27 protein-coding genes are annotated in these 24,929 nt (G+C 71.6%); 13 read left to right on the forward strand and 14 right to left on the reverse strand.

Features of this window, described 5'->3' with window-relative positions; genetic code table 11:
- The first annotated feature begins 5 nt into the window (after positions 1-5).
- Together ABEA33_RS05235 and ABEA33_RS05240 are read left to right on the forward strand one after the other, a co-directional pair.
- A complete protein-coding gene (locus tag ABEA33_RS05235) occupies positions 6-1,121 on the forward strand; it encodes a DNA glycosylase AlkZ-like family protein (protein WP_345525573.1) in 1,116 nt (371 codons plus the stop codon).
- A 51-nt stretch (positions 1,122-1,172) separates the two neighbouring features.
- Complete coding sequence (locus ABEA33_RS05240) at positions 1,173-1,829, forward strand: sigma-70 family RNA polymerase sigma factor (RefSeq protein WP_345525574.1); 657 nt, start codon at positions 1,173-1,175, stop codon at positions 1,827-1,829.
- Positions 1,830-1,841: 12 nt separating this feature from the next.
- Here the strand turns inward: ABEA33_RS05240 and ABEA33_RS05245 are convergent, their stop codons facing one another.
- Both ABEA33_RS05245 and ABEA33_RS05250 read right to left on the reverse strand, forming a co-directional pair.
- Positions 1,842-2,345, reverse strand: coding sequence for a PaaI family thioesterase (locus ABEA33_RS05245; protein WP_345525576.1), 504 nt, complete (start codon positions 2,343-2,345; stop codon positions 1,842-1,844).
- Positions 2,342-2,716 (reverse strand): winged helix-turn-helix transcriptional regulator, encoded by a 375-nt coding sequence (locus ABEA33_RS05250; RefSeq protein ID WP_345525578.1) that lies wholly within the window; start codon positions 2,714-2,716, stop codon positions 2,342-2,344. The genes ABEA33_RS05245 and ABEA33_RS05250 overlap by 4 nt, the downstream gene beginning before the upstream one ends.
- An 18-nt stretch (positions 2,717-2,734) precedes the next feature.
- Here ABEA33_RS05250 and ABEA33_RS05255 point away from each other — a divergent pair, with 18 nt between their 5' ends.
- A complete protein-coding gene (locus tag ABEA33_RS05255) occupies positions 2,735-4,093 on the forward strand; it encodes an MFS transporter (RefSeq protein WP_345525580.1) in 1,359 nt (452 codons plus the stop codon).
- Positions 4,094-4,283: 190 nt separating this feature from the next.
- Here the strand turns inward: ABEA33_RS05255 and ABEA33_RS05260 are convergent, their stop codons facing one another.
- Complete coding sequence (locus ABEA33_RS05260) at positions 4,284-5,093, reverse strand: MaoC/PaaZ C-terminal domain-containing protein (protein ID WP_345525581.1); 810 nt, start codon at positions 5,091-5,093, stop codon at positions 4,284-4,286.
- Between the two features lies 1 nt (position 5,094).
- Positions 5,095-6,459: a 3-oxoacyl-ACP reductase gene (locus tag ABEA33_RS05265; RefSeq protein WP_345525583.1), complete on the reverse strand. Its 1,365-nt coding sequence runs from the start codon at positions 6,457-6,459 to the stop codon at positions 5,095-5,097.
- 96 nt (positions 6,460-6,555) lie between these two features.
- Here ABEA33_RS05265 and ABEA33_RS05270 point away from each other — a divergent pair, with 96 nt between their 5' ends.
- Entirely contained in the window at positions 6,556-7,848 is a 1,293-nt protein-coding gene (locus ABEA33_RS05270; protein WP_345525585.1) for an acetyl-CoA C-acetyltransferase, read from the forward strand.
- A 64-nt stretch (positions 7,849-7,912) separates the two neighbouring features.
- Here the strand turns inward: ABEA33_RS05270 and ABEA33_RS05275 are convergent, their stop codons facing one another.
- The 3 genes from ABEA33_RS05275 to ABEA33_RS05285 form a co-directional block, all read right to left on the reverse strand.
- The gene (locus ABEA33_RS05275; RefSeq protein ID WP_345525586.1) at positions 7,913-8,593 is read right to left on the reverse strand and encodes a TetR/AcrR family transcriptional regulator; all 681 of its coding nucleotides are present in this window, start codon (positions 8,591-8,593) and stop codon (positions 7,913-7,915) included.
- 98 nt (positions 8,594-8,691) lie between these two features.
- Positions 8,692-8,919 (reverse strand): PLD nuclease N-terminal domain-containing protein, encoded by a 228-nt coding sequence (locus ABEA33_RS05280; protein ID WP_345525587.1) that lies wholly within the window; start codon positions 8,917-8,919, stop codon positions 8,692-8,694.
- Positions 8,920-8,928: 9 nt separating this feature from the next.
- On the reverse strand, positions 8,929-10,446 hold the full coding sequence (locus ABEA33_RS05285) for an ATP-dependent DNA ligase (RefSeq protein ID WP_345525588.1): 1,518 nt from the start codon (positions 10,444-10,446) through the stop codon (positions 8,929-8,931).
- A gap of 41 nt (positions 10,447-10,487) precedes the next feature.
- Here ABEA33_RS05285 and ABEA33_RS05290 point away from each other — a divergent pair, with 41 nt between their 5' ends.
- Both ABEA33_RS05290 and ABEA33_RS05295 read left to right on the forward strand, forming a co-directional pair.
- On the forward strand, positions 10,488-11,504 hold the full coding sequence (locus ABEA33_RS05290) for an App1 family protein phosphatidate phosphatase (protein WP_345525589.1): 1,017 nt from the start codon (positions 10,488-10,490) through the stop codon (positions 11,502-11,504).
- Positions 11,501-12,487, forward strand: coding sequence for a 5'-3' exonuclease H3TH domain-containing protein (locus ABEA33_RS05295; protein ID WP_345525590.1), 987 nt, complete (start codon positions 11,501-11,503; stop codon positions 12,485-12,487). The genes ABEA33_RS05290 and ABEA33_RS05295 overlap by 4 nt, the downstream gene beginning before the upstream one ends.
- Before the next feature lie 89 nt (positions 12,488-12,576).
- Here the strand turns inward: ABEA33_RS05295 and ABEA33_RS05300 are convergent, their stop codons facing one another.
- Together ABEA33_RS05300 and ABEA33_RS05305 are read right to left on the reverse strand one after the other, a co-directional pair.
- Positions 12,577-13,272, reverse strand: coding sequence for an alpha/beta fold hydrolase (locus tag ABEA33_RS05300; RefSeq protein WP_345525592.1), 696 nt, complete (start codon positions 13,270-13,272; stop codon positions 12,577-12,579).
- A gap of 63 nt (positions 13,273-13,335) precedes the next feature.
- A complete protein-coding gene (locus ABEA33_RS05305) occupies positions 13,336-14,121 on the reverse strand; it encodes an enoyl-CoA hydratase/isomerase family protein (protein ID WP_345525593.1) in 786 nt (261 codons plus the stop codon).
- 53 nt (positions 14,122-14,174) lie between these two features.
- Between ABEA33_RS05305 and ABEA33_RS05310 the strand changes: the two genes are divergently transcribed.
- The 7 genes from ABEA33_RS05310 to ABEA33_RS05340 all read left to right on the forward strand — a co-directional run bounded on the left by ABEA33_RS05310 (position 14,175) and on the right by ABEA33_RS05340 (position 19,654).
- Complete coding sequence (locus tag ABEA33_RS05310) at positions 14,175-15,104, forward strand: DNA-3-methyladenine glycosylase family protein (protein ID WP_345525594.1); 930 nt, start codon at positions 14,175-14,177, stop codon at positions 15,102-15,104.
- A 70-nt stretch (positions 15,105-15,174) separates the two neighbouring features.
- Positions 15,175-15,936: a DUF4397 domain-containing protein gene (locus ABEA33_RS05315; protein ID WP_345525595.1), complete on the forward strand. Its 762-nt coding sequence runs from the start codon at positions 15,175-15,177 to the stop codon at positions 15,934-15,936.
- A 25-nt stretch (positions 15,937-15,961) separates the two neighbouring features.
- Positions 15,962-16,576, forward strand: coding sequence for a class F sortase (locus ABEA33_RS05320; protein ID WP_345525596.1), 615 nt, complete (start codon positions 15,962-15,964; stop codon positions 16,574-16,576).
- Complete coding sequence (locus tag ABEA33_RS05325) at positions 16,573-17,448, forward strand: hypothetical protein (RefSeq protein ID WP_345525597.1); 876 nt, start codon at positions 16,573-16,575, stop codon at positions 17,446-17,448. The genes ABEA33_RS05320 and ABEA33_RS05325 overlap by 4 nt, the downstream gene beginning before the upstream one ends.
- A 127-nt stretch (positions 17,449-17,575) precedes the next feature.
- Entirely contained in the window at positions 17,576-18,016 is a 441-nt protein-coding gene (locus ABEA33_RS05330; protein ID WP_345525598.1) for an STAS domain-containing protein, read from the forward strand.
- A gap of 167 nt (positions 18,017-18,183) precedes the next feature.
- A complete protein-coding gene (locus tag ABEA33_RS05335) occupies positions 18,184-18,870 on the forward strand; it encodes a GAF and ANTAR domain-containing protein (RefSeq protein WP_345525599.1) in 687 nt (228 codons plus the stop codon).
- Between the two features lie 52 nt (positions 18,871-18,922).
- On the forward strand, positions 18,923-19,654 hold the full coding sequence (locus tag ABEA33_RS05340; protein WP_345525600.1) for a GAF and ANTAR domain-containing protein: 732 nt from the start codon (positions 18,923-18,925) through the stop codon (positions 19,652-19,654).
- Here ABEA33_RS05340 and ABEA33_RS05345 read toward each other — a convergent pair.
- The 5 genes from ABEA33_RS05345 to ABEA33_RS05365 are packed head-to-tail and all read right to left on the reverse strand — an operon-like array spanning position 19,651 to position 24,874.
- Positions 19,651-20,913: a phospholipase D-like domain-containing protein gene (locus ABEA33_RS05345; protein WP_345525601.1), complete on the reverse strand. Its 1,263-nt coding sequence runs from the start codon at positions 20,911-20,913 to the stop codon at positions 19,651-19,653. The genes ABEA33_RS05340 and ABEA33_RS05345 overlap by 4 nt on opposite strands.
- A gap of 30 nt (positions 20,914-20,943) precedes the next feature.
- Complete coding sequence (locus ABEA33_RS05350) at positions 20,944-21,531, reverse strand: GTP-binding protein (RefSeq protein ID WP_345525602.1); 588 nt, start codon at positions 21,529-21,531, stop codon at positions 20,944-20,946.
- Positions 21,512-21,889 carry a DUF742 domain-containing protein gene (locus ABEA33_RS05355; protein ID WP_345525603.1) on the reverse strand — a complete coding sequence of 126 codons (378 nt, stop codon included), beginning with the start codon at positions 21,887-21,889 and terminating at the stop codon, positions 21,512-21,514. Before ABEA33_RS05355 ends, ABEA33_RS05350 begins: the two co-directional genes overlap by 20 nt.
- 4 nt (positions 21,890-21,893) lie before the next feature.
- On the reverse strand, positions 21,894-22,328 hold the full coding sequence (locus ABEA33_RS05360) for a roadblock/LC7 domain-containing protein (protein WP_425577333.1): 435 nt from the start codon (positions 22,326-22,328) through the stop codon (positions 21,894-21,896).
- Complete coding sequence (locus tag ABEA33_RS05365) at positions 22,325-24,874, reverse strand: ATP-binding protein (protein ID WP_345525604.1); 2,550 nt, start codon at positions 24,872-24,874, stop codon at positions 22,325-22,327. Before ABEA33_RS05365 ends, ABEA33_RS05360 begins: the two co-directional genes overlap by 4 nt.
- Positions 24,875-24,929 lie beyond the last annotated feature (55 nt).

The raw sequence follows: 24,929 nt of genomic DNA on the forward strand, positions 1-24,929 counted from the left end.
AGACAGTGCCGGAGCCGCACCAGCTGACCCGCGCCGACGCGCGGCGGATCGCGGTGCGGGCCCAGCTGCTGGCGACGCCCCGACCGACCGACCTGCTCGACGTCGTACGCCACCTGACGGTGCTCCAGGCCGAGCCCACCAGCGCCGTCGCGCCCAGCGCCGACCTCGTGCTGTGGAGCCGCCTCGGTCCGTCGTACGACGTGGGCGCGCTGCGCGACGCGATCGACGAGCAGGTGCTGATCGAGCATCAGGGTTTCATCCGCCCGGCGGAGGACATGGCGCTCTTCCGCGCCGAGATGGCGCAGTGGCCGGGGAGCGGCGACCTCAAGGAGTGGCAGGTCGCGCGGGCTGAATGGGTCGAGGCCAACGACGGCTGTCGACGCGACGTCCTCGACCGGCTGCGCAGCGACGGCCCGCTTCCGACCAGCGAGCTGCCGGACAGCTGCGAGGTGTCGTGGAAGTCGTCGGGCTGGAACAACGACCGCAACGTGCGGATGCTGCTGCAGCTCATGGTCGCGCGCGGCGAGATCGCGACGGCAGGACGGCAGGGGCGCGAGCAGCTGTGGGACCTGGCCGAGCGGATCTACCCCGACGACCCGGTGCCGGACGTCGAGGAGGCGCGCCGGATCCTGGACCGGCGTCGGCTGAGTGCGCTCGGGATCGCGCGGGCAAAGGCCGCGGCGTCGCCGGGGGAGCAGCACGGCGTCGGGGAGGCCGGCGAGCCCGCGGTCATCGAGGGGGTGCGGGGTGCCTGGCGGGTCGACCCGGCGTTGCTCGAGGTGCCGTTCGAAGGTCGGGCGGCGCTGTTGTCGCCGTTCGACCGGCTCGTGCAGGACCGCAAGCGGCTGGCCGAGGTCTTCGAGTTCGACTACCTGCTGGAGATGTACAAGCCGGCCGCGCTGCGGCAGTGGGGCTACTACGCGCTGCCGATCCTGTACGGCGACCGGCTGGTCGGGAAGCTCGACGCGACCGCCGACCGGGCCGAGGGGGCGCTGGTCGTCACTGCCGTCCACGAGGACGAACGCTTCTCGGCGCGGACCCGGGAGGCCATCGACACCGAGATAGCGGCGCTCGCCGGCTGGCTCGACGTCGAGGTGGTCGGGCCGGCCGAACTGGTCTAGTCAAACGGTGAAGTACCCCGGCAACCTGCCGATGGGATCTTCATGTCCAGCATGAGTGGTGCGAACGAGACCGACCCTGGCGCGCGGATGAGCGCCCAGGAGCTGGCCCTCGAGTCGATGTCGATGGTCCGGTCGATCGTGGACGGGGTCATCGCCCGGGTCCCGAAGTCGGTCCGGCGCGACACCCTCGAGTCCGCTGGACTGGTCGCGCTGACCAACGCCGCCGGTACGTTCGACCCCGAGCGTGATGGCGCGTTCGAGGTGTACGCCACGGCGCTCATCCGCAGCGCGCTGCTTGACGTCGTCATCGCCAGCCAGGCCCAGCAGGTCGAGGCTCGGATCCCGGCCGAGCCCCCGGTGCCGGCCGTCGACCCCGCCGAGACCGACGACCGGCTGGTCAGTCTCCGCGCGGCCGTCGGCGAGCTGTCCGAGCGGCACCGCCGCGTGGTCGGCCGCTACTTCTTGGACAACGAGCCCGTCTCGGGCATCGCCTCCGAGCTCGGCGTGGCCGAGGCACAGGTGGTGCAGCTCCGCACCGAGGCGCTGATGCTGCTGCGTGACTCCCTCGCCGCGAGCATCGACCCCAAGGCCGAGCCGTGGGAGCGGGACGGCGCACGCCGCGCGATGTACGCCGCACTCGCGAGCCGCCGGTGCCTCGTGCAGGCGAGCTCGATGCCCGACACCCGCGACCTGCGCCTCGAGGCCTGATCCTCGAGAGAACTACAGGTCGAAGACGAGCAGCGTGCTGCTCGCGGTCGCGACCAACGCGCCCGAGCCGTCGGTCACCGTCGCCTCGGTGAAGCCGACCCGCGACCCGGCCTTGACCACGGTGCCGGTCGCGGTGAGCAGGCCGCTGCTGGCGCGCACGGCCTTGAGATAGCTGACCTTGATCTCGACCGACGTGTAGCCCTTGCCCTGGGGGAGCGTCGTGTGGAGCGCGCAGCCCGCCGCGGAGTCCAGCAGGGTGCACACCAGCCCACCGTGCACGGCTCCGATCGGGTTGTAGACCGACTCGTCCGGCGTGCACGTGAAGACGGCTCGTCCGATCTCGGCCTCGACGAGCTCGAACTGCATCGTCGCCGCGATCGGCGGCGCCGGCAGCTCGCCCTTCATCACCGCTTGCATGTAGTCGATGCCGGGCATCGACAGCCCTTGCAGCGTGCCCGGCCCGGGGTCCTGCCAGGTGATGGTGCGGTTGCGGCTGGTCGTCGGGTCCTCGGTCATGCGGTCAGTCTCCGGTATCGCTTGAGTCGTCGGGGATCGTCGGGTGCGACCACGTGCTTGTCGCCCCAGGCCAGCAGAGCATCGAGCACCGACAAGAGGTCCTGCCCGGACTCCGTCAGGTGGTAGTCGAAGCGCTCCGGGCGCTCCTGGTACGCCGTGCGCCCGATCACGCCGGCCGCCTCGAGCGTCTTGAGCCGGGCCGCGATCCGGTCGCGGGGGGCGCCGGTGCCGCGGACGATGTCGCCGAAACGCGTACTGCCCAGCGCGATCTCGCGCACCACCAGCAGCGCCCAGCGCTCGCCCACGAGCTCGAGCGACGCCGCGATCGGGCACGGCCGGCCGGGGAGCTCGGCTAGAGGAACCGTGGTCATGGGTGTAGCGTCCCTCTAGTGAGTTTGGAAGTCAAACCAACTGCTGACATCAGGTCCTTGCTGCCGATCGCGCTCGGGACCGCTCTCGTGCTGGTCACCTACGTGACGCCGATGGCGACGATCCCGCGCACCGCGGCCGACCTGGGCGCCGGCCCCGTCGCCCGCGCCTGGATCCTCAGCTCGATGTCGGTCGGCCTGGCCGCCGCGCTGCTGGCCGCCGGCGTGCTCGGCGACGCCTACGGCCGTCGCCGGGTGTACGCCGCGGGTCTCGGGGCGATCGGCGTCGGCGCGCTCGTCTGCGCGGTGGCGCAGGAGCCGGTGCTGTTCATTGCGGCGCGGGTGCTCGAGGGGGGCGGGGGAGCGGCGGTGCTGGCCTGCGGCCTCGCCGTCCTCGCCCACGACTTCGCGCCCGGCTCGGCCCGGGTGCACGCCACCTCGATCTGGGGCGCCAGCGTCGGGCTCGGCATCACCGCCGGCGCGATCCTGTCCGCGGCCCTGGACGTCGGCACCGGATGGCGCGAGTCGTACGCCGTCGTCGGCGTCGTCGCGCTGCTGCTGCTCTGGCCCAGCCTGGCGCGGATCGGCGAGTCGTCGGCAGCGGAGCCGCGGCGGATCGACGTGCCCGGTCTGGGCCTGCTCGTCGCGGCGATGACGTTGCTGGTCTGCGCGCTGACCCAGGGCCGCAGCGGCATCGACGTCCCGACGATCGTCCTCGGAGTGCTCGCGGCCCTGGCGGCGGTGGGCTTCGGCGTCGTCGAGCGCCGGGTGCCGCAGCCACTGGTCGACCCGGCGCTTCTGCGCGCTCCGCGGTTCCGGGCCGCGACCCTGGGCTCCCTCACGCTCGGGCTCGGCATCATCGGGATGTCGTCGTTCGTCCCGACCGTCGCCCAGCTGGGCCTCGGCGCCAGCCTCTGGACCGCCAGCCTGCTGGTCGTCGTGTGGTCCGGCACGAGCGTGGTCACGGCGTACCTCATCCGGCACCTGCGCCGCCCGCTCGAAGGGCCGCGCCCGATCGCCGCGCTGCTCGTCGTCGTCGCCGTCGGCCAGCTGACCGGCTACGGCCTCGACGCCGCCTCCGGCGTGTGGCGGCTCGCCGTACCGATGTTCGTCGCGGGCCTCGCGACCGGCGTCCTCAACGCGCTCCTCGGTCGCGAGGCCGTCGCCAGCGTGCCGCCGGACCGCGCCGCGATGGGCAGCGGCGCCAACAACACGGCGCGCTACCTGGGCGCCGCCTGCGGAATCACGCTCTTCGTGGTCGTCGCGACCCACGCCGGCGCCGACCTGCTCGCAGGGTGGAACGTCGCGGTGCTCGTCGCGGTTGCCCTCAGCCTGCTCGGCGCCGCGACCATCGCATGGTCTGGGCGCGCGCGGGCATGAGACGTGACTGACTACAACGCGAGCATCATCGAGGAGCTCCGGGCCAACCACGGCATGGTCGGCGGCTGATCTACTCCGCCGACCGCGACGAGCAGTACGCCGAGCAGGCCGCGCTCTTCTCCGGCTTGGCGGACTACGAGAAGAAGACCGACCGCGAACCGTGCCAGCGGCGAGGTGTGCGTGGCGCGCGTCAGGTTCTGACAGTTCGACCCAGCACGTGTGGAGCGCCGGTCTTCGGGTTGCTGAGCGAGAAGGCGTAGCCGTCGTCCGTCGGACGTGAACCGAGAGCGACCGAGCCGGGCAGCAGGACCGGCGTCTTGAAGGCGACGTCGACCCGGACCTGGCGCGGGAGCCTGTTCTCCAATGCGCCGACGCACCGGGCCAGCGACCACATGCCGTGCGCGATCTGGCGCGGGAAGCCGAACGCCTTCGCGCTCAGACCGTAGAGGTGGATGGGGTTGTGGTCGCCGGAGATGCCGGCGTACCTGCGGCCGAGGTCGCCGGGCAGCTTCCACACCGTGCCGGTCGGCGGCGCTTCGGGGTACGTCGCACCTGTGGTCGCGTCGTCGGATCCCGGGCCGCGACGCAGGAACGTCGAGGTCTCCTCCCACACCAGCTCGCCGGCCGAGTGCACCGTGGTGAGCAGGTCGAAGGCCTGTCCCTTGGCGTGCGGGCGCAGGTTGTCGGGGCGGGCGGTGACCTGCAGCTTCTCCGTCATCGCGATCGGGCGGTGCTGGGTGATGGAGTTCTCGAGGTGCACGGTCCCGATCGCGGGGAACGGGAACGACCTGTCGGCCATGATCCGCAGGTGCAGCCCGAACGCCAGCAGGTGCGGGTAGGGCAGCGGCAGGGTGTCCTTGCGCGGGAAGCCGCAGAGGCCGGCGTACGCCGCCGCGTGGTCGACGTCGATCGGGACGTCGTGCCGCACGAGCGACAGGTCGGGCAGCTCGCCGCCCGCGTGGATCTTCGGGAGCGCGGCCTTCAGCAGGACGGGGATCACGTCAGGCGCCCAGCATCATCTGGCCGCACACGCGGACCACGTTGCCGTTGACGGCGGTCGAGGCGGGATTGGCGTACCAGGCGATCGTCTCGGCGACGTCGACCGGGAGCCCGCCCTGGGCCAGTGCATTGAGACGTTGGCCGACCTCGCGGGTCGCGAACGGCACGGCTGCGGTCATCTGCGTGATGATGAAGCCCGGCGCAACGGCGTTGATGGTGATGCCGTCCTTCAGCTCGTCGGCGAGCGAGTCGACCAGCCCGATGACACCCGCCTTGGAGGCTGCGTAGTTGGTCTGCCCGACGTTGCCGGCGATGCCCGCGATGCTCGCGACTCCGATGATCGAGCCGCCCTTGTTGATCACGCCCTGGTCGAGCAGCCCGCGGGTGATCCGCTCGGGCGCCGTCAGATTGACGGCGATGACCTGATCGAAGCGGTCGCCCTCCCGGGAATTCCGCGCAGCAGTGGGTGCGGCCAGGTTGGCGAGCCTGCGGTCGCGGGTGATGCCGGCGTTGTGGACGACCACGTCGACGCCGCCGTGCTTGGTCTTCAGGTGGTGCGCGATCCGTTGGGGAGCGTCCTTCGCGGTGATGTCGAGGACCAGGTGGTCGCCGCCCAGCTCCCGCATCACGCCCTGGAGCTCGCTGGCCGCCTGGGGCACGTCGATGCCGACGACGGTCGCGCCGTCCCGGTGCAGCACCCGGGCGATCTGCTCCCCGATGCCGCGGCTCGCGCCGGTGACCACCGCGACCTTGCCGTCGAGGGGACGGGTCCAGTCGGCGACCTTGCCGGGCTTCGTGGCGCCGTGTGCGCCGACCCGGACGACCTGGCCGGAGACGTACGCCGACTTGGGGGAGAGCAGGAAGGCCAGTGTGCTCGCGACCGAGCCCTCGGCGCCGTCCGCGACGTACACGAGCTGGACGGTGCCACCACGGCCGATCTCCTTGCCGAGGCTGCGGGTGAAGCCCTCCAGTGCGCGCTGGGCGACGCGCTCGCTGCCCTCGACCTGCTCGGGCGGGGTGCCGATGACGACGATGCGTGGGCACCGGTCGAGGCTGCGCAGGAGAGGAGTGAAGAAGTCGCGGAGCGCGACCAGCCGGTCGCTGGAGGTGAGGCCGGTTGCGTCGAAGACGAGGCCCTTGTACCGCTGCTCGGGATCGGCCGACTCGACTCCGGCGATGCCGAGGGTGTCGAGGATGCCCACGAGCGACTCGGCCAGCCGGCCGCGCCCGCCGACCGCGACGGTGCCGTCGACGAGCGGCGCGCCCTCGGCGTACCGCTCGAGCCTGGTGGGCTGCGGGAGGCCGAGGAGCCTGGTGATCTGCCTGCCGATCGCAGACGACGTGAAGTCCTGGTAGAGGTCACTCATGCTGCTATGCAACTCCTTGTGTAACTCCGTGTCCAGATTTCGTGATCTGGCCCTCATAGCCTTCTCTCCGCGCGAGTCGCGATCAAGGATGGATCCATGGAACTCAGCAGCTCGAGGCACACCCGTCGGGTCGCCGTGATCGGCGGCAACCGGATCCCGTTCGCCCGCTCCAACACCGTCTACGCGGATGCCTCCAACCAGGACATGCTCACGGCCGCGATCGACGGCCTCGTCGAGCGGTTCGGCCTCGAGGACGAGCGCGTCGGCGAGGTGGTCGCCGGCGCCGTGCTCAAGCACGCCCGCGACTTCAACCTGACGCGCGAGTCCGTGCTCGGCTCGAAGCTGTCGCCCGAGACGCCCGCGACCGACATCCAGCAGGCCTGCGGCACCGGGCTCCAGGCCGCGATCCAGGTGGCCGACAAGATCGCGCTGGGTCAGATCGAGGTCGGCATCGCCGGTGGCACCGACACGACCTCCGACGCTCCGGTCGCGATCAGCGACAAGCTGCGCAAGAAGCTGATGAAGCTCAACGCCGCGCGCGACACCGTGGGGAAGGTGAAGGCACTGGGTGCGATCCGGCCCGGCGACATCGGCCTCGAGATCCCGCAGAACGGCGAGCCGCGCACCGGCCTGTCGATGGGCGAGCACGCCGCGTTGACCGCCCTCGAGTGGCAGGTCACCCGCGAGGAGCAGGACGAGCTCGCGGCCGCGTCGCACCAGCACCTCGCGGCAGCGTACGACGCGGGCTTCCTCGACGACCAGCTCACGCCGTACCGTGGCGTCTCGCGGGACCAGAACCTGCGGGCCGACTCGTCGGTCGAGAAGCTCGCGAAGCTCAAGCCGGTCTTCGGCCGCGGTGAGGCGGCCACGATGACCGCCGGCAACTCGACCCCGCTGACCGACGGCGCCTCCGTCGTACTGCTGGCGTCCGATGAGTGGGCGTCCGAGCACGGGCACGAGGCGCTCGCCTACCTCGTCGACCACGAGACGGCCGCGGTCGACTACGTCCATGGCGGCGAGGGCCTGCTGATGGCGCCGGCGTACGCCGTCCCGCGGATGCTTGCGCGCAACGGGCTGACTCTGCAGGACTTCGACTTCTACGAGATCCACGAGGCGTTCGCCTCCCAGGTGCTCTCGACGCTGAAGGCGTGGGATGACCCGATCTTCTGCAAGGAGCGCCTCGGCCTCGACGCGCCCTTGGGCTCGATCGACCGCTCCCGGCTGAACGTCAACGGCTCCTCGCTGGCCGCCGGGCACCCGTTCGCCGCCACCGGTGGCCGGATCGTCAACGTGGCCGCGAAGCTGCTCGCCGAGAAGGGCTCCGGCCGGGCGCTGATCTCGATCTGCGCCGCTGGTGGTCAGGGAGTCGTGGCGATCCTGGAGCGGTAGAGCGTCGCCCCGGACGTCATCCGAATTGCGGCCTGGAGCGCTCGATTCGTATGACGTCCTGGCGTCAGCGGGTCGCCAGCGCCAGCGCGGAGGCGACCAGGTAGTCGCGCACTTGCTCGGGGGAGATGGTGCCGACGGTGGGGATGCCGGGGGCGGCCTCCTTCACCAGGATGCCGACCCGGGCGAGCTGCAGGGCGCCGAGCCCGCTCGCGTAGAGCGTGTTGGCGAGCAGCACGGGGTCCTCGACCCGGAACACGCCCTCCTCGACGCCGTGCTCGAGCACCTGCGTGAGCACCGCCAGGCAGCCGGAGATCCCGCGACCGAGGCGGAAGAGCGCGCTCTCCGACATCTCGTCGAGCAGGTCGGGCCCGGTACGCCGCATCAGGGTCTGCGCGCAGTCGACGAACGCGGGGTGTGCGACGCCGTAGTCGACGAACGCCGTGACCAACGCCGTCAGCTGCTCCTCGGCGTCGGTCGAGGTCGCGATCGCCGCGATCAGGTCGGCCCGCAGCTCGTCGAGGTAGCCGACCAGGGTGAGCGCGAACAGCTCCTCCTTGCCGGTGAAGTGCCGGTAGACGATCGCCCGGTTGATCCCGACCGCCTTCGCGATGTCCTCGATCTGGGCGTCCCGGACTCCGCGCTTGTCGAACAGGCCGCGGGTCGCCGCGATGATGTCCTTCTCGCGGGCCCGCCGCCGCGCCGCCGCTGCCGTACGCCGGCCGTCGTTCTCGGGGGCAGTCGTCATGGCGACATGTTAGGGGCGGCGCTGGACCTCTGTGCAACTGGCAGTTGCACGGTTGTGACGGGTCGGCGTCGTGTCGCAAACGGCAGGGGCTGGAGCGCTCAGCCTGCGGAGCGTCGACCTCTCAGGAGGTACGCGATCGGCCCGAACGGCTGCACGGTGAACGCCAGTGCCCACTGCCACTTGCGGCCGCGGACCTCGTGCGCGGGCCGCCGGACCAGGTCGCGCAGGGCGACGCCGGTCAGCACCACCTCCACTGCCGCTCCGGCGATCAGCGCCTTCTGCTGCGTCGGGGTGAGGTCGCTCCACTTCTTCTTCTCGCGGGTCACCGTCCGAGCCTACGAGAGGTACCCACGCACGGCGTCGATCGTGTCGATGTCGGCGACCGGCTTGTCGTCGCGGTAGCGCACCACCCGGGCGAACCGCAGCGCAACGCCACCGGGATAGCGGGTCGAGCGCTGGACGCCGTCGAACGCGATCTCGACTACCTGCTCGGGGCGGACCTCGACGACGTAGCTGCCCCGGATCGTCTCGGGAGAGACCGCGAGCTCGGTGAACCGCTCGGTCTGCCAGGCGAGCATCTCGTCGGTCATCCCCTTGAACGTCTTGCCGAGCATGACCAGCTCGCCCGAGGACGGGTCGCGGGCGCCGAGGTGGATGTTGGAGAGCCAGCCCTCACGCCGGCCAGAGCCCCACTCGACCGCGAGCACGACCAGGTCGAGGGTGTGCACCGGCTTCACCTTCACCCAGGCGGCGCCACGGCGACCGGCGTCGTACGGCGCGGTCAGCGACTTCACCACGACACCCTCGTGGCCGGAGCCGAGCGTCTGCTCGAGGAAGGCCGAGGCCTCCGACACCGAGGCGGTCACCAGCCGCGGCACCCGGTGCTCGGGCGGCACCAAGCGCTCGAGCGCCTCCGCTCGCACCGACGCGGGGGAGTCGAGCAGGTCCTCGCCGTCGAGGTGCAGGGCGTCGAAGAAGTACGGCGTCACCACGACGCCCTCGCTCATCGCCGTGCGTGACGCCGTCTCCTGAAACGGTCGAGGCCGCCCGTCCTCGCCCAGCGCCAACGCCTCGCCGTCGAGCACGAAGGACGACGCCGGCAGCGACCGCGCTACCTCGACGACCTCCGGCAGGCGGGCGGTGATGTCGTCGAGCGACCGGGTCGCGACCAGCACGTCGTCGCCGGAGCGGTGCACCTGGATGCGGATGCCGTCGAGCTTCACATCGACCGCGACCTCCGCGCCACCGCCCGCCTTGGCGAGGGCGTCAGCCACCGTCGGTGCGCTGGACGCGAGCATCGGCACCACCGGGCGCCCGACCTCCAGCCCGATCGCGGCAAGCGCGTCCACCCCGTCGAAGGCGGCCCGCGCCACCGCCACGGTCGAGCCGGCCAGCATCGCCGCCCGTCGTACGGCGGCCAGCGGCACCTCGGCTGCGACAGCGAGGCCCTCCTGCACCAGCGAGTCCAGCGCCCCCTGCCGTACGGCGCCGGTGACCACGCCTCGAAGCCACACCTGCTCGTCCGCGGTCGCCCGCCCGAAGAGATCGGCCACCGCCGCCGAGCGGGCCGCCTGCGACCCCGACCCCGACAACTCCGCCAACGCGTCGAACGCCGCGTGCACCTCCGCCACCGTCAGCGACGGATCCGACGCCGGGGCAGGCAGCGAGGACAGCCCGCGCCAGCCCAGTCCCGTGCGGCGCTGGCGCAGCGCGCCGCCGACGTACGCCGTCACTGTCTCCACCTCGTCGGGCGACGCGACGGCGAGCAACGACGCGATCGCGGCCATCTTGGCCTTGCGCGACCGGGTGGCGGCGACCGTCGCCGAGGCGGCGACCACGTCGGCAAGCAGCATGCGCCCATTCAAGACCAACGCACCGACACTAGGTTTGCCCCGTGGGACGCAAGCAGTGGTTGCTGGTGGAGGCCGAGCGCCGGTGGGATGCCGCTCGGCTGCGCCGCAAGGCCGGCCGGACCCCGGAGAGCTTCCGGATCGACGCCTACCTCGGCCACGGCGGCCCGGAGGGCGTCGTCGTGCGCGGACGGGTGCTCGACAACCCGCCGATGACGCCGGCCATGGAGGGCGAGGGAGCGGGTGCGGCGCTGCGCCGCAGTCTGAGCCAGTTCGTGACCGACGAGCTGCCCGGCGTACCCCTGCGGATCACCGTGGGAGACGCCACCGCCGAGGTCGAGACCGACGACGAGGGCTACTTCCGGGCCGAGCTTCATCCGACGTCGCTGACCGACCCCTGGCAGGACGGCGAGGTCGAGCTGGCGGGGGAGTACCGCGGCCTGACCGAGCCCCATCGCACCCCGCTCCGCATCCGGGTGCCCGGCCCGGAGACTCGCTTCGGCGTCATCTCCGACGTCGACGACACCATCCTCGAGACCGGCGTCCAACGGGTCGGCATGATGCTGCGCCAGACCTTCACCGGCTCGGCACTCACGCGTACGCCGTTCCCAGGCGCCGCCGAGCTCTACCAGGACCTCGCCCAAGGGGCGAACCCCATCTTCTACGTGTCGTCGAGCCCCTGGAACCTCTACGGCTTCCTGATCGGATTCCTCCGGCACCGCGACTTCCCGCTCGGGCCCCTCCTGCTCCGCGACCTGATCGGCAACCGCGAGGGCCGCGCCCGCAAGCACGAGCGGATCGCGGAGATCCTCGACCTGCACCCGCACCTGTCCTTCGTGCTGATCGGGGACTCGGGCGAGAAGGACCCCGAGATCTACGCCGACGTCGTGCGCGAGCACCCCGGCCGGATCCTGGCCGTCTACATCCGCGAGGTCCGCCTCGACCCCGGTGACGGTCGGGTGGAAGCCGTCACTGACAGCTGGGACCACGACGTCCCGTTCGTGCTGGCGGCCGACACCGACGCCGTACGACGTCACCTGGTCGGACTGGGACTCCTGTGACCGACCGTCGCCTGCTGCTCGCCGTGGACGCGCCGTCCCTGCTGCACCGCAACCACCACGCCCGGGTCGAGTCCCAGCTGCACGACCGCGGCGGTCGGCCCGCGTGGGCCCTGCACGGGATGCTGCGCCAGATCCTGGAGGCGATCGACCAGTTCGCGCCCGACGCCGTGCTCTTCGGCCTCGACGACCGGACTTCGTCGCTGCGCGAGCAGGCCTACCCGGCGTACAAGGCCGGTCGCGCCGAGAAGGATCCCGCGCTCGTCGACCAGCTCGACCGGGCCGGCGCCCTGCTCGACGCGCTCGGGATGCGCACGGTCACCCCGCCCGGTCTCGAGGCCGACGACGTCAACGCCTCGGCGGCGACGTGGGCCGAGCGCCAGGGATGGAACTGCGTCCTCATCACGTCCGACCGCGACGTGTTCGCGCACATCAGCGACCACACCCAGGTGCTGCGGCTGATCAGCGGTGGGATCACCGGATCGCCGCTGCTCAACCCCGCCCGTCTGCACGCCATGTACGGCGTCGCGGCGGAGCACTATCTGGAGTACGCCGCGCTGCGCGGCGACGCCAGCGACAACCTGCCGGGCGTGCCCGGCCTCGGCGAGAAGTCCGCGTCGGTCCTGCTGTCCCAGATGGGCTCGATGCAGGCCGTGTGGGCCGACATCGAGCACTGCGACGGCGCGACCCTCGTGGCGACGCTCGACTCCTACTGCGAGGAGCAGGGCACCCGCCGCATCGGCGCCGCCGTCCTGAAGCGGCTGGTCACCCCTGAGGCCAGGGAGCGGTTCGACTTCAACCTGGCGATGATGTCGGGGCGCACCGACCTCGACCTCGGCCTGACGCCCGACGTGCCGGGCAGCCCGGGGCTGCTTCCGCTCGAGCCGGACCGGGTCGCCCGGGTGGTCGGCCATCTCGGGGTCCCGTCGACGACAGACCTGGCGCTGCGGGTGCTGACCGAGCCACCGGCTTCATTCGATTCCTAGTGGTTGCGGCTCGCCCGCAGGACGTCATGCGGACAGTGCGTCCGCTTGCTCCATCCGCATGACGTCCCGCGGCGATCGACCTGGGCGTGCTAGCCCGAGACCCCCGCGACGGCCGCCTCGATCAGTGCGACCACCTCGTCCGGCTGCGAGACCATCGGGACGTGGCTCGACGCGACCTCGACGGTCGTGGCCCCCATCCGGGCCGCGAACTGCCGCTCGGCGTCGGGCGGGATCGCCTCGTCGTTCGTGGCGACGAGGTACCACGACGGCAGGTTGCGCCAGGCGGGCACACCCATGACGTCGCCGAAGGCCGACAGTGAGATCGGCTGCTGCACCGCGTGCATGACCTTGGCCTGCGCGGGGTCGACGTCAGCCGCGAAGTGGCCGACGAAGTCGCCCTCGGGCAGCCAGGCGAACCCGAGCGCGTCGACGTCCAGGTTGGCCAGGGCCGGGGAGGGCGGACCGCTCTCGACGAGCGCGCCGATCGACTCGCCCTCGTCGAGGCCGAAGGCGGCGATGTAGACCAGAGCTGCCACGTTGGGCGCGTCCTCGTTGAGGGCGGTGATGATCTGGCCGCCGTACGAGTGCCCGACGACGACCGTCGGACCGCTCCGCCGATTGAGCACCTGGCGCAGCCGCGCCACGTCGGCGGCGAGTGAGGACTCGGGGAACTGGGGCGCGGTGACGCCGTAGCCGCGCTCGTGGAGGCGGCTGATCACGGAGCTCCAGCAGGAGCCGTCTGCCCAGGCGCCATGCACCAGGACGATGTGAGGGAGATCGGTCATGGCGACGACGCTAGAGCGTTGGGCGCGCTCCCACCAGAGGCCGACCGAGATGTAACGGGCCGTTCACCAACCTGGGGGAAGCGACGTGAAGTCGGGCTCGCGGCCTTCGGCGAACGCCGTCAGTGCCTCGAGGTTGGCCGGCCCGCCCATCAGCTCGGCGAAGGCGGCGTTCTCCCGCTCGCGCGCCGCGGCGATCCCGGCCCGCAGCGGCTCCGTCATGGTCCGTTTCACGGCGACCAGCGACGAGATCGGCCGAGCGGCGAGCACCTCGGCGTGCCGACGTGCTTCGGGCAGCAGATCGTCGGGCTCACAGACGCGCCACACCAGCCCCATCGCCAGTGCCTCCTGCGCCGAGACCCACTCCGCGGAGAGCAGCATCCAAGCGGCGTCCTGACGACCGACCAGCTGCGGGAAGAGGTACGACGATCCCGCCTCGGGCGCCACGCCGAGGCTGGTGAAGGGGCATTTGAGCCGAGCGTTCGTCGACATGAAGGCGAGGTCGGCGTACCCCAGGATCGTGGCGCCGATGCCGAGCCCGACGCCGTTGACCGCGCAGACGAGCGGCTTCGGGAAGGCGACGAGCGCATCGAGGAGACCGAGGAAGCCGTGCTTGCCGGGCACGAAGTCGGGGTCGGTCGCCCGGGCGTGCATCTCCAGCAGGTCGGTGCCGGCGCTGAACGCGCGGCCGTTGCCGGTCAGCAGCACCACCGCCACTCCCGGGTCCTCGGCCGCCTCCAGCAGCGCCTCAGCGGTGGCGTCGTAGAGCGCCTCGTCGAAGGCGTTGAGCGCCTCGGGGCGGTCCAGGGTGATGGTGCGGACCCGGTTGCGGTCGTCGATCTGCAGCGTCATGGGCCAAGACTAGAACGTGTTCCAGTGTCCTGGGGTGCGGCTAGGGTCGACGCGTGGACGGGCTGGTGAGGGAGTGGCGACCCGACTGGCCGTGCTCGGTCGGCGCGGCGCTCGGCCTCCACAAGCGCGGCGGTGGCGACCCGACGTACCGGGTCGCCGGCGACCGGCACTGGCGCGGCATCCGTACGCCGGCGGGGCCGGCCACCCTCGCCATCGAGCCACGCTCCTGCGAAGGCGTCGTCCGGGCGGAGGCTTGGGGGCCTGGCGCCGACTGGGCGCTGGAGTCGGTGCCGACGCTGCTCGGTGCCGACGACGACCTGTCCGGGTTCGAGCCGCGCACGCCCGAGGTGGAGCAGGGCTGGCGCCACTACCGGCAGTGGCGGATCGGCCGCACCGGCCTGGTGATGGAGGCCCTGACACCCGCGGTCATCGAGCAGAAGGTGACCGGGCAGGAGGCGTTCGCGGGGTTCCGGATGCTCGTGCACCGGTACGGCGAGCGCGCGCCCGGCCCCGGCGCCGACCTCAAGCTCTGGGTCCAACCCTCGGCTGGCACCATCCGCCAGGTGCCGTCCTGGGAGTGGCTCCGGATGCACATCGACCCGGCGCGCTCGCGCGCTCTCGTCACCGCTGCCCGCGTCGCCGACTCGCTGGAGCGCACGGTCGGGCTGCCCGGCGACGAGGTCGAGCGGAGGCTGACCAGCCTGTCCGGCATCGGAGTATGGACCGCCGCCGAGGTCCGGCAGCGTGCCCACGGCGACGCCGACGCGGTCTCCTTCGGTGACTACCACGTCGCGCAGCAGGTCGGCTGGGCTGTGACGGGGCGGGACTTCGACGACGCCGAGCTCGCCGACTACCTGGAGCCGTGGCGTCCGCACCGCAACCGCGTCGTCACCCTGCTGCTGCTCACCGGTCGCAACCGGCCGCGCCACGGAGCCCGGATGGCGCCACGTACGCATCTCCCGGCCAGAGTCACGCGCACCTGACGGCTACCCAAGTTCGGGTAAACCATGGCCGCGCGCGATCGGCAGCCCGGGAGCGGGGTACGCGTAGGACATGTCAACACGTCGCGTCCTCATGATCCCGATCGTCGTCATGGCCGCAGCGGCCGTGTCGACGACCTCCGCCGCGGCTCCTGCTGCCCACGCACCGGCGAGCCCGGGCCAGCTCTTCGTCGTGCAGGCGGTCCCGGGCGCGACGTACGCCGTCTCGGTCGATGGCGAGGAGCAGACCGACAAGGCGGACGTCGGTGCCGTGCTGGGGCCCATCGAGCTGGACGCCGGTGACCACACCGTGCGTTTCGAGCCGGGCTCCGGAGAGCCCATGAGCGCCAACGTCCGCATCCGTGCCGGAGGGAGCGTCGACCTGGTCCTGCACCTGCCGGCCGACCCCGGCGGTGACCCGGTCGCGGACGTCTACCGGGTCTCCGCGAAGCCAGCCGCGCCGGACACAGCACGTGTCCTCGTCGCCCACACGGCGACCGTGCCGCCGGCCGACGTTCGCGTCGACGGACAGGTCGTGTTCGAGGACATCGCGAACGGCGAGTTCGCGACGGCCGACGTGCCTGCCGGCCAGCACTCCGCGGAGGTGGTGCCCGCGGGGACGTCCGATGACCCGATCCTCGGGCCTCTCGACGTCGACCTCCCGGCTGGGACGGTGACCATGGTCTACGCAGTGGGGACGCCGACGGACGGCTCGATGAACGTGATCAGCCACCAGGAGTCGATCGGTACGACGAACGCCGCACCGCTCCGGGAGATCGGAACCGGCTCGGCAGGGCTGGTCCGCACTCGACAGGTCACGATCTACGGGCGTTGACGCCGTGGTCCCGTCAAGGTCCCTCGTGGCAACCGGAGCCGTGGTCCTCGCGCTCACGGGTGCCTGTGCGGACGGTGACCGGCAGGGGACGCCGAGCGCGTCGACCCGCCCCGACGACGGAGTCCGGTCGCTCGACGCGCGTCCGGCCGAGCGCGCCGGTCCTCCCGCCGCCGAGCGACCGGTGAGTGTCCGCCTACCCAGCGGCACCGTCGTCCCCGTCCGAGCCGCCGGCACGCGCGGACGTGGTCTGCTCGACGTGCCCGACGACGTCACCGAGGCCGGCTGGTGGCGGACGGGTGCGCGGCTCGGCGACCCGTTCGGCTCCACCCTGATCGCCGGCCACGTCGACGCCGTCGACCAGGGTCTGGGGTCCTTCGCCGAGCTGCTCGCCGTACGAGAGGGGCAACGCCTGCGGGTCCGGTCGCGGGGCCTGGAGCAGACCTTCGCGATCCGGTCCCGGGAGCTCGTGTTGCGGTCGAGGCTGCGCGACGCCACCCGCATCTACTCGGTCCGGGGGCCACGCCGCCTGACGCTCGTCACCTGCGCGCCGCCGTACCTGGCCGATCGAGGTGGGTACCAGAACCTCGCCGTGGTCACGGCGGTCCCCGTGGGCCCTCCGCACGCCAGGAGCCGGGCGTGAAGCCGAGCTCGCGCGCTGTACCGCCCGGTCGCCCGGTCCGCAGCGGCCATGGCAGGTCGACGTCCAGGCCGGTACGGCGACCGCCGCACCGGATCGCGACCCGCGCGGTCGAGAGCGAGACGCCAGAACGCGAGCCGGAGCACGAGTCCGACCCGTCGGCACCCGAGCGACCGCGCAGCCGGCGGCGGAGGGTCGTCGCGGTCCTGGTGGGCGTGGGAGCGGTGCTGCTGGTGTTGGAGTGCGTCGCCATCGTCCGCTACCTGCGCTCGGACGACTCCGATCCGCAGAGCGCCGCCCCCACCGTCCTCCCGCTGCTCGCGCCGGTCGACCTCCCCGAGCGCGGATCGCTCGTGTTGAGCGAGATCCGCGCGGACGGCAGCGTCGAGGTGAGCCAGTGGCTCCGCGACGGCGACGGCATCGACGAGCTCTCGCTCGCCGCACCGGTGATGAACGGGCGGACCGGCTCGATCCGCGCCACCGACGGGAGACTCGTGGCAGCGGACGGCACCGTCATCGCCGACGACCTCACGATCGGAGCCGAATCCCGCCTGGTCCGGTTCGACGACTCGACGACCATGCTGCGCGCGACGTACGTCCTGCGCGGGGTCGTCGAGCGGAGCGCCACGGTGACGGGGCGGCTCAGCGCGCGCGTCGTCTCGCTCGACGCGGATCTGTCGGCGCTGTCCGGGCCGACGGTGGTGGTCGTCGAGGTGGAGGCGGGGGGAGAGGTGCGGGGCCTCGCGTGCGCCAACGCCCGCTCCGCCGTCGAGCTGCTCCGGCCGTGTGGGACACCGGACGGCTCGCGTTGGCGGGTGCGCCTCGACCCGGTGAGCCGCGAGGACCGGGTGGCGGCGGTGGTGGACCTCCCGTGAGCGGGGGTAAAGCCTCGCAGGCCCCCCGTTTGGGGCATGTACTTCCAAGCGCCCGAGGAGGATGATGGAGACGTCAGTGGCCCGGACCCCGCCATCGAGAGCCATGACCTCCATCGAGGTTCCGGGGATGGTCACTCATCGCAGGTTTCGCCGCTCGTCGTACACGTCGTTGCACACCGCGGTCGACCCGAGCAGGTTCGGTGCGGCGGTCGCCGCGCCGACCGTCCTGGTGCGTCGCTACTGGTTCGGCTCGTGGACCATCCTCCAGGTGGAGGGGGAGATGGACATCCAGGCACGCCCGCTCGTCCACGGGCTGATCGGTGACGCGGTCAGCCACGTCGCGTTCGAGCTCGACGGGGTGACCTTCCTGGACGCCTGTGGCCTGGGCATCCTGTTCGGCGTACGACGACGTCTCGGCGAGGCGGGCGTCGTGCAGCTGATCGCGCCGTCGCCGCCCGTACGCCGGGTGCTGGCGCTCACCGGCTCGGACGGCTTGTTTCCCACGATCGTCTCTGCCGACAAGGCGGTCGCGGTCCTGCTGGCCGCTGATCCCTGGCCGGTCTCATGAGGCGTCACTGACGCAGCGGCGCTGTAGGGTGCGACAGACCACGTGGTCGAAACCGCGTCCGCGTACGTCCGGTCAGGCGGGAGCCTCGTGATCGTCCAGCCACGTGGTCGCCGTTTGCGAGTCCGGTGAGCGGCCCCGGTCCCCGTCTCGCGCAGGTGCGGGCACTGGTGGAGAACGAGGACGCGGCGCCCGGGGACCAGCCCGGGATCGTCGGACGGATGCAGCGTCTCTGTCGGGCGGCGTCGGACGCGCTCACGGCCAGAGGGGTCGGCATCTGCCTGATCGCGGAGGTCGATGCCCAGTTGACGGTGGCGGCGTCCGGTCCGGTGACCGAGCAGGTGGAGGGGCTGCAGTTCGCGCTGGGTGAAGGCCCTTCCCTCGAGGCGCACGCGGCCCGCCGACCGGTTCTCTGCTCCGACCTCCGAGGCTCCGCAGGGACCCGGTGGCCGGGCTACGTGCCGGCCGTCCGGGCCTACGGCGTCCGGGCCGTGTTCTCCTTCCCGCTGCAGATCGGCGCCGCCCGGTTGGGCGCGATGGGCGTCTACCGGGAAGTGGTCGGCGGTCTGTCGGACGAGCACCTGGCGCAGGCGCTCACGTTCGCAGAGGTGGCGACGGTCGAACTGCTCGACTCGCTGCCCGCGCCAGGTGGGCCGCACCGGGTCGTGCAGGACGCCGTCGACAACCGCTACGAGGTCTACCAGGCGCAGGGCATGCTGACGGTTCAGCTGGGGGTGGGCCTGGTCGAGGCGATGGCTCGGATGCGGGCCTACGCGTACGCCCAGGATCGACTGCTCGGCGACCTCGCTCGGGACATCCTGGCCGGTAGAGTTGTCCTCGAACCGGACGAGCCATGAGGTCACGAGCAGGAGACACCCGAGCCTGGCCGCTGTCCGTGAAGGAAGTGCAATGACGATGGTTACCGCCGAGAGGCTCGCCGAGGTGCTCGTCGAGGTCGCCGACACCCTCGTCGATGAGTTCGACCTGATCGAGTTCCTCCAGATGGTCACCCGACACACGTCCGATCTGGTGCGGGCCGAGGGCGCCGGGATCCTCATCGCCGACCACCACGGTCGGCTCAGGCTGATGGCGGCCACCGACGAACGGGCCGAGACGGTCGAGCTGTTCCAGGTCCAGACCGAGGAAGGTCCTTGCCAGGACTGCTTCCGGCAGGGGTCGCCCGTGATCGACGTCGACCTCGCCGAGTCGGGCGACGTCTGGCCAAACTTCGCGCCACGGGCCGTGGCTGCCGGCTTCCGCTCGGTCCACGCCTTTCCGCTGCGGCTGCGCGGGACCGTGATCGGCGCGCTCAACCTCTTCGGGACCCAGACCGGGTCGATGACGCCGGCTGACGTCCGCATCGTCCAGGCCCTCGCCGACGTGGCGACCATCGGGCTGCTCCAGGAGCGCGCCATCAGCCGCGGTGAGGTGCTCACCGAGCAGCTGCAGGCGGCTCTCAACCACCGCGTGGTGATCGAGCAGGCGAAGGGGGTGCTGGCGCAGGTCCATGCCGTCGGTGTCGATGATGCCTTCGACCTGTTGCGTTCCTACGCCCGCAGCCATCGGCGAGGGCTGAGCGAGGTCGCCCGGGCCGTCCTCGAGGACCCGAAGAGCGTCCCCGAGCTCACCAGCCGCGCTTAGAGCAACGGCCGCAGGGGCGCCAGGATCATCTCGGTGAACTTGCGGTGCAGGTCGCGCGCCGCCCACTCACTCGCCGTGAGCTCGAGGCAGTTCGACTCGTCGGCGGCGTAGATCTCCTCCATGGTTGCCGCGAAGCCCGGGTCGATCACCTCGACGTTGATCTCGTAGTTGCCCTGGAGGCTGAGCCGGTCGACGTTCGCGGTGCCGATCGTCGACCAGGTGCTGTCGATCGTGGACGTCTTCGCGTGCACCATCGCCCCGCGGAAGCGGAAGATCCGCACGCCGGCATCGAGCAGCTGGGTGAAGTAGCCGCGCGAGATCCAGTCCGCGACGATGTGGTTGGACTTCAGCGGCAGCAGCAGGCGTACGTCGACGCCGCGCTGCGAGGCCGCCTTCATGGCATCCACGAAGTCCTGGTCGGGGCAGAAGTAGGCGTGCGTCATCCAGACCCGTCGCGAGGCCCGGTTGATCGCCTCGATGTACATCGAGCGGATCGGGAACATCCACAGCCGCGGCACGTTGCGGTGGAACCTGATCCGGGTCTCCCAGGTCGACGCGGTCTCGAGGAGCAGCGGTCGCTCCGACGTACCGATGCGTCGTCGGCGGTTGAGGTTCCAGAAGTCCGCGAAGGCGCGCTTGAGGTCCCAGACCCCGGGGCCCGTGATGCGCACGTGGGTGTCGCGCCACTCGGTGGCGTACGCCGTGCCGATGTTGTAGCCGCCGACGAACCCGACGGAGTCGTCGACGACCAGGATCTTGCGGTGGTCGCGGCCGTAGCGGGCGAAGTCGTAGAACTTCCAGCCCGCCGGGTAGATCGGGTAGCGCAGCACCTTCATCGTCGGCGGGAAGCGCTTGAACCGCGGCGAGACCACGAGGTTCGCGAAGCCGTCGTAGATGCAGTAGACCTCGACGCCGCGGTCGGCAGCGGCAGCGAGCGCGGCCTTGAACTTCTCGCCGACCTCGTCACCCTTCCAGATGTAGGTCTCGAAGAGGATCTGCCGCTGGGCTCCGTCGATCGCGGCCAGCATCGCGTCGTACAGGTCGCGCCCATAGGTGTACGGCGTCAGGGTGCCTCCGCCGACGGACACCTCGCGCGGTGGCGTGATGGGGAACGGCTTCGACTTCTTGCCGCGGCGCCGGTACGAGTCGACCAGCGACATGCCGATCGCCAGCGTCATCTGCACGCCGAACAAGGTGAGCAGCGTCCGCCGCAGCACTCGCAGCAGACGCTCGAGCGGGGACTGCGCAGGGCTGCTCACCGGGCCAATCTAGCGACCACGCGCAGGTGGCTACGCGCCGACAGCAGCGCTCAGCCGCTCCAACGAGAACTCCGTCACCCGCACCAGAGCCTCCTTGACCGACTCGCGGCGGCGTGCGTCGATGCGGATCACGGGTACGCCGGGGGAGAGAGCGAGCGCGGCTGCCACGTCCTCCAGCGGGTACGTCGCGGCGTCCTCGAACTGGTTGACCGCCACGATGAAGGGCAGGCCGCGCTGCTCGAAGTAGTCGAGCGGCGAGAACGCTTCGTCGAGCCGCTCGGTGTCGACCAGCACGATCGCGCCGATGGCACCCAGGCACAGGTCGTCCCACATGAACCAGAAGCGGCGCTGGCCCGGCGTACCGAACAGGTAGAGGACGAGGTCCTCGCCGAGGGTGATCCGGCCGAAGTCCATCGCCACCGTCGTCGTGCCCTTGCTCGGCACGGCGGCGAGGTCGTCGATGCCCTCGGACTGATTGGTCACCAGCGCCTCGGTGCGCAGCGGCATGATCTCGGAGACCGTCCCCACGAGGGTGGTCTTGCCGACGCCGAACCCGCCGGCGACGACGATCTTCGTCGATGCCGCGGTGCGCTGGTCGCTAGAGCGTGCGTAGTCCACGGAGCGTCCTCTCGATCAGCTCTCGGCGTTCGGCGAACGACGAGTCCTCTTGGATGGTGGTCTGCACCCGGACCTGCCCGAGCTCGACGAGGTCGGCGAGCAGCACCCGAACGACGCCGATCGGCATGGCGACCAGGGCAGAGACCTCGGCGACGGAGCGCCGGTCGCAGACCTCGAGGATCCGGGTGAGGTGAGACTCCACCGGGCCGGCGGTCGCCGCGCCGAGACGACGCAGGGTCGCCTCGACCGGTAGGTCGACGCGCGGGGTCGTGCGGCCCGACGTGAGCGTGAAGGCGCGCACGCGGACGGCCGGCGCACCGCTGGGCACGTCGTCGTCGGGCGAGGTGTCGGCTGCCATCGGGTCACCTGGGCGTATCACTCAGGACGCGGGCTCGAGCCTGGACCATCTGACCGACCCGGTCCACCAGCAGCGCCATCTCGTAGCCGACCTGGCCGATGTCGGCGGAGTCCTGGGTCAGGACAGCCAGGTGGGAGCCGTCGCCGACGCTCATCAGCAGCAGGAAGCCCTGCTCCATCTCGACCACGGTCTGGAGCACGGCGCCGCCGTCGAAGAGCCGGGCCGCCCCGACGGCGAGGCTGGCCAGCCCGGAGGACACCGCCGCCACCTGCTCGGCACGGTCCTCGGGGATGCCGGTGCTGGCAGCCATCAACAGCCCGTCGGCGGAGACGAGGATCGCGTGGGCGGCGGAGGGCACGTCCTCCACGAATCTGGTCACGACCCAGTCGAGCTCACGGGTCGGCTGTGCCACGGACGGGGCGAAGGGGTTCGCGTTCATGCTGGGTCGGCATCCTTCTGTGACGGGTCGGCGGGTTCGGCCGAGAGGCTGGTGCGGGCGCGCGACACCCCGGCGGCGTGGGCGGCCAGCCGTGCCCGGATGGCTTCCGGGTCGCGTACGACCGGGGGTGCGGCCGCAGTGACGCCACCCGGGACGAGCCGCTGGCCGGGGCGACGGACCGGAAGGCCGCCCGCGCCGAGCGCGTCGCTCGGCGCCTCGGTGACCCGGTGGGCCGCCTCCCAACCGGCCTCGACCTCGGTCGACGCCCAGCCCTGTCGCGCGCTCGTCGAGCTGCTGAACCAGTTCGACTGCAGCGTCGCGAAGATCGGGGACTCCTCGGCGCCGATCTCTCCTCCTGCGGACATGGGCTCGCGCAACGGCTCCCATCGAGGCTCGGGCACGACGGCGACGGGCTCGGCCTCGGGCTGGGATTCGGCGGCGACGACGACGGGCTCGGGCTCGACGGGTGCGGCCTCGACCGGTTCCGGCTCCGGCACCACCGCGGCCGGCTCGCTGACCCGCGAGGGCTGACGTTGGGGCAACCGGGTGAGCGCGTCGATCGCGGCGAGGTACCTGGTCGTCGACTGGTCCTCCCCCTGGGGCGGGGCCGGGGTCGTGGCCGCGGCCATCGGCGCGGGGCGGGGAGCGAGCGTCGAGGTGGGAGCCGCGGCGGCGACCGGTTCGTCGCTGGTCGCCGCGGCCGTCGGGCTGAGCGGCGAGACGACCGGGGTCGGCTCCGGGGCCGGCGCCGGCGTACTGCCGGGGAGGAGCGACGGGGGGAGCACCACGCGAGCGGTCACCCCGCCGCGGTCGTTGAGCTCGAGACGGACCTGGATGCCCCGGCGCAGAGCCAGCCGGCTGACCACCAGGAGGCCCATCCGGCGAGCGGTCTCGGCGTTCACCTGGCCGCCGGACGCGAGCTCGGCGTTGAGGCGGGTCAGGTCGTCGGCGGCGACACCGAGGCCGGCGTCGGCGATCTCGATCTCGACGCCGTCGGCAGTGCTGATGGCGTCGACCATCACCGGAGCCGTGGGCGGCGAGTAGTTGAGCGCATTGTCGACGAGCTCGGTGAGCAGGTGCACGACGTCAGGCGCGGCACCGCCGGCGAGGCGACCGTCCGGGGTCGACAGGATCTGCACGCGCTGGTAGTCGCGCACACCGGCGATCGCGGCCTGGAGCAGGTCGGCGAAGGTGAGGTCGGCGCCGTCGGCCCCCGGGGTCGGGGCGTCCGCGAGGACCATCAGGCTCTCCGCCGTACGCCGCATGCGGGACGCGAGGTGGTCCAGCCGGAAGAGGCTCTCCAGCCGGCGCGGGTCCTCCTCGTCCTGTTCGAGCTCCTCGATCAGGCCGAGCTGCTGGTTGATGAGCGTGGTGTTGCGGCGCGACAGGGTCGCGAACATGTCGCCCACCTGCGAGCGCAGCTCCGCCTCGCCTGAGGCCAGGGTCACCGCCTGCCGGTGCAGGTCGTCGAAGGCACGGGCGAGCTGGCCCATCTCCTCCTCGGTGGTGATGCCGATCGGGGCGATCTCGCCAGGGGCCTCGCCAGCGCGGATCCGCCCGACGGTCTCGGGCAGCTCCTCGTTGGCGACTTGGATGGCGCCGTCGCGCACGGTGCGGATCTGGCGCAGCATGGTGCGCGCGATCATCAGCGCGATCAGCACGGCGACCAGGAGGCACATGCCGGTGACCACGGCACTCGCGATTGCGGTGAATCGGGCCTGCCCGGCCGCCGCGGTCAGTTCGCCGTCGATGTCGGCGAGCAGATCGGCGGTCAGCTCGTCGTACGGCTCGTACGCCTCGGCTCCGCCCATGTCCACGCCGCCGGCCCGGATCTCGCCGAACCGCTGGGCATTGCTCTGGTTGAGCGCCATGACGCGGTCGTCGTCGATTCCGAGGGAGGTGCCGAGGCGGTCGATGGCCGCACCCTCGACGCCGACCTCGGCGGAGAGATCGACCGGGTTGGCGGTCGCGCCCTTCGCGTACGCGACCTGGAACTGCTGCATCGCGAGCGCCAGCCGTCCGTCGAGGGCTTGCGTGAGCAGCGGCAGCTTGGGTTCGGGCTGCGCCTGCTCGTTGACGATCTGGGCGATGAGCTGGGTGATCCCCTGGTGCAGCTGGCGCACCTGCGACACCGACTGGCCGACGCTGAGGTAGCCGTCGTTGGAGCGCAGCTGCTGGCTGAGGTAGAGGATCGACTCGACCTGATTGCGCTGCTCGTTGCTCAGGTCTGCGTCGACGGTGGCGGCCTCGAAGGCGCTCGCCGCCTCGTCGACCTTCGCGACCGCGGCATCCCGCTTGGCGTCGACGGCGGCGGTCTTGCGGCGTGCGAGGACAGCTGCGCTCTCCGCGGCGTCGAGGAACGCGACGGCCGAGGGCAGCACGGTCACCTGGCTGGCCGCGGCGGCGTGGTCGGAGCTCTCGATCACCTGGCGCGACACGCGAGCGACGCCGAAGGAGACGGCGAACACGAGCGGAAACACCAGGACGAGGGCCAGCTTGCGTCGCAGGCTCCAGCCCGAGACGTTGAAGAGCTTCTTGCGTGACATCGACATCCCCTTGGTCACGAGGCGATGATCAGAGCACTCAGACTCGGGTATTTGC

Origin of the sequence: Nocardioides endophyticus (assembly GCF_039543845.1) — a bacterium.
Classification (GTDB): Bacteria; Actinomycetota; Actinomycetes; order Propionibacteriales; family Nocardioidaceae; genus Nocardioides; species Nocardioides endophyticus.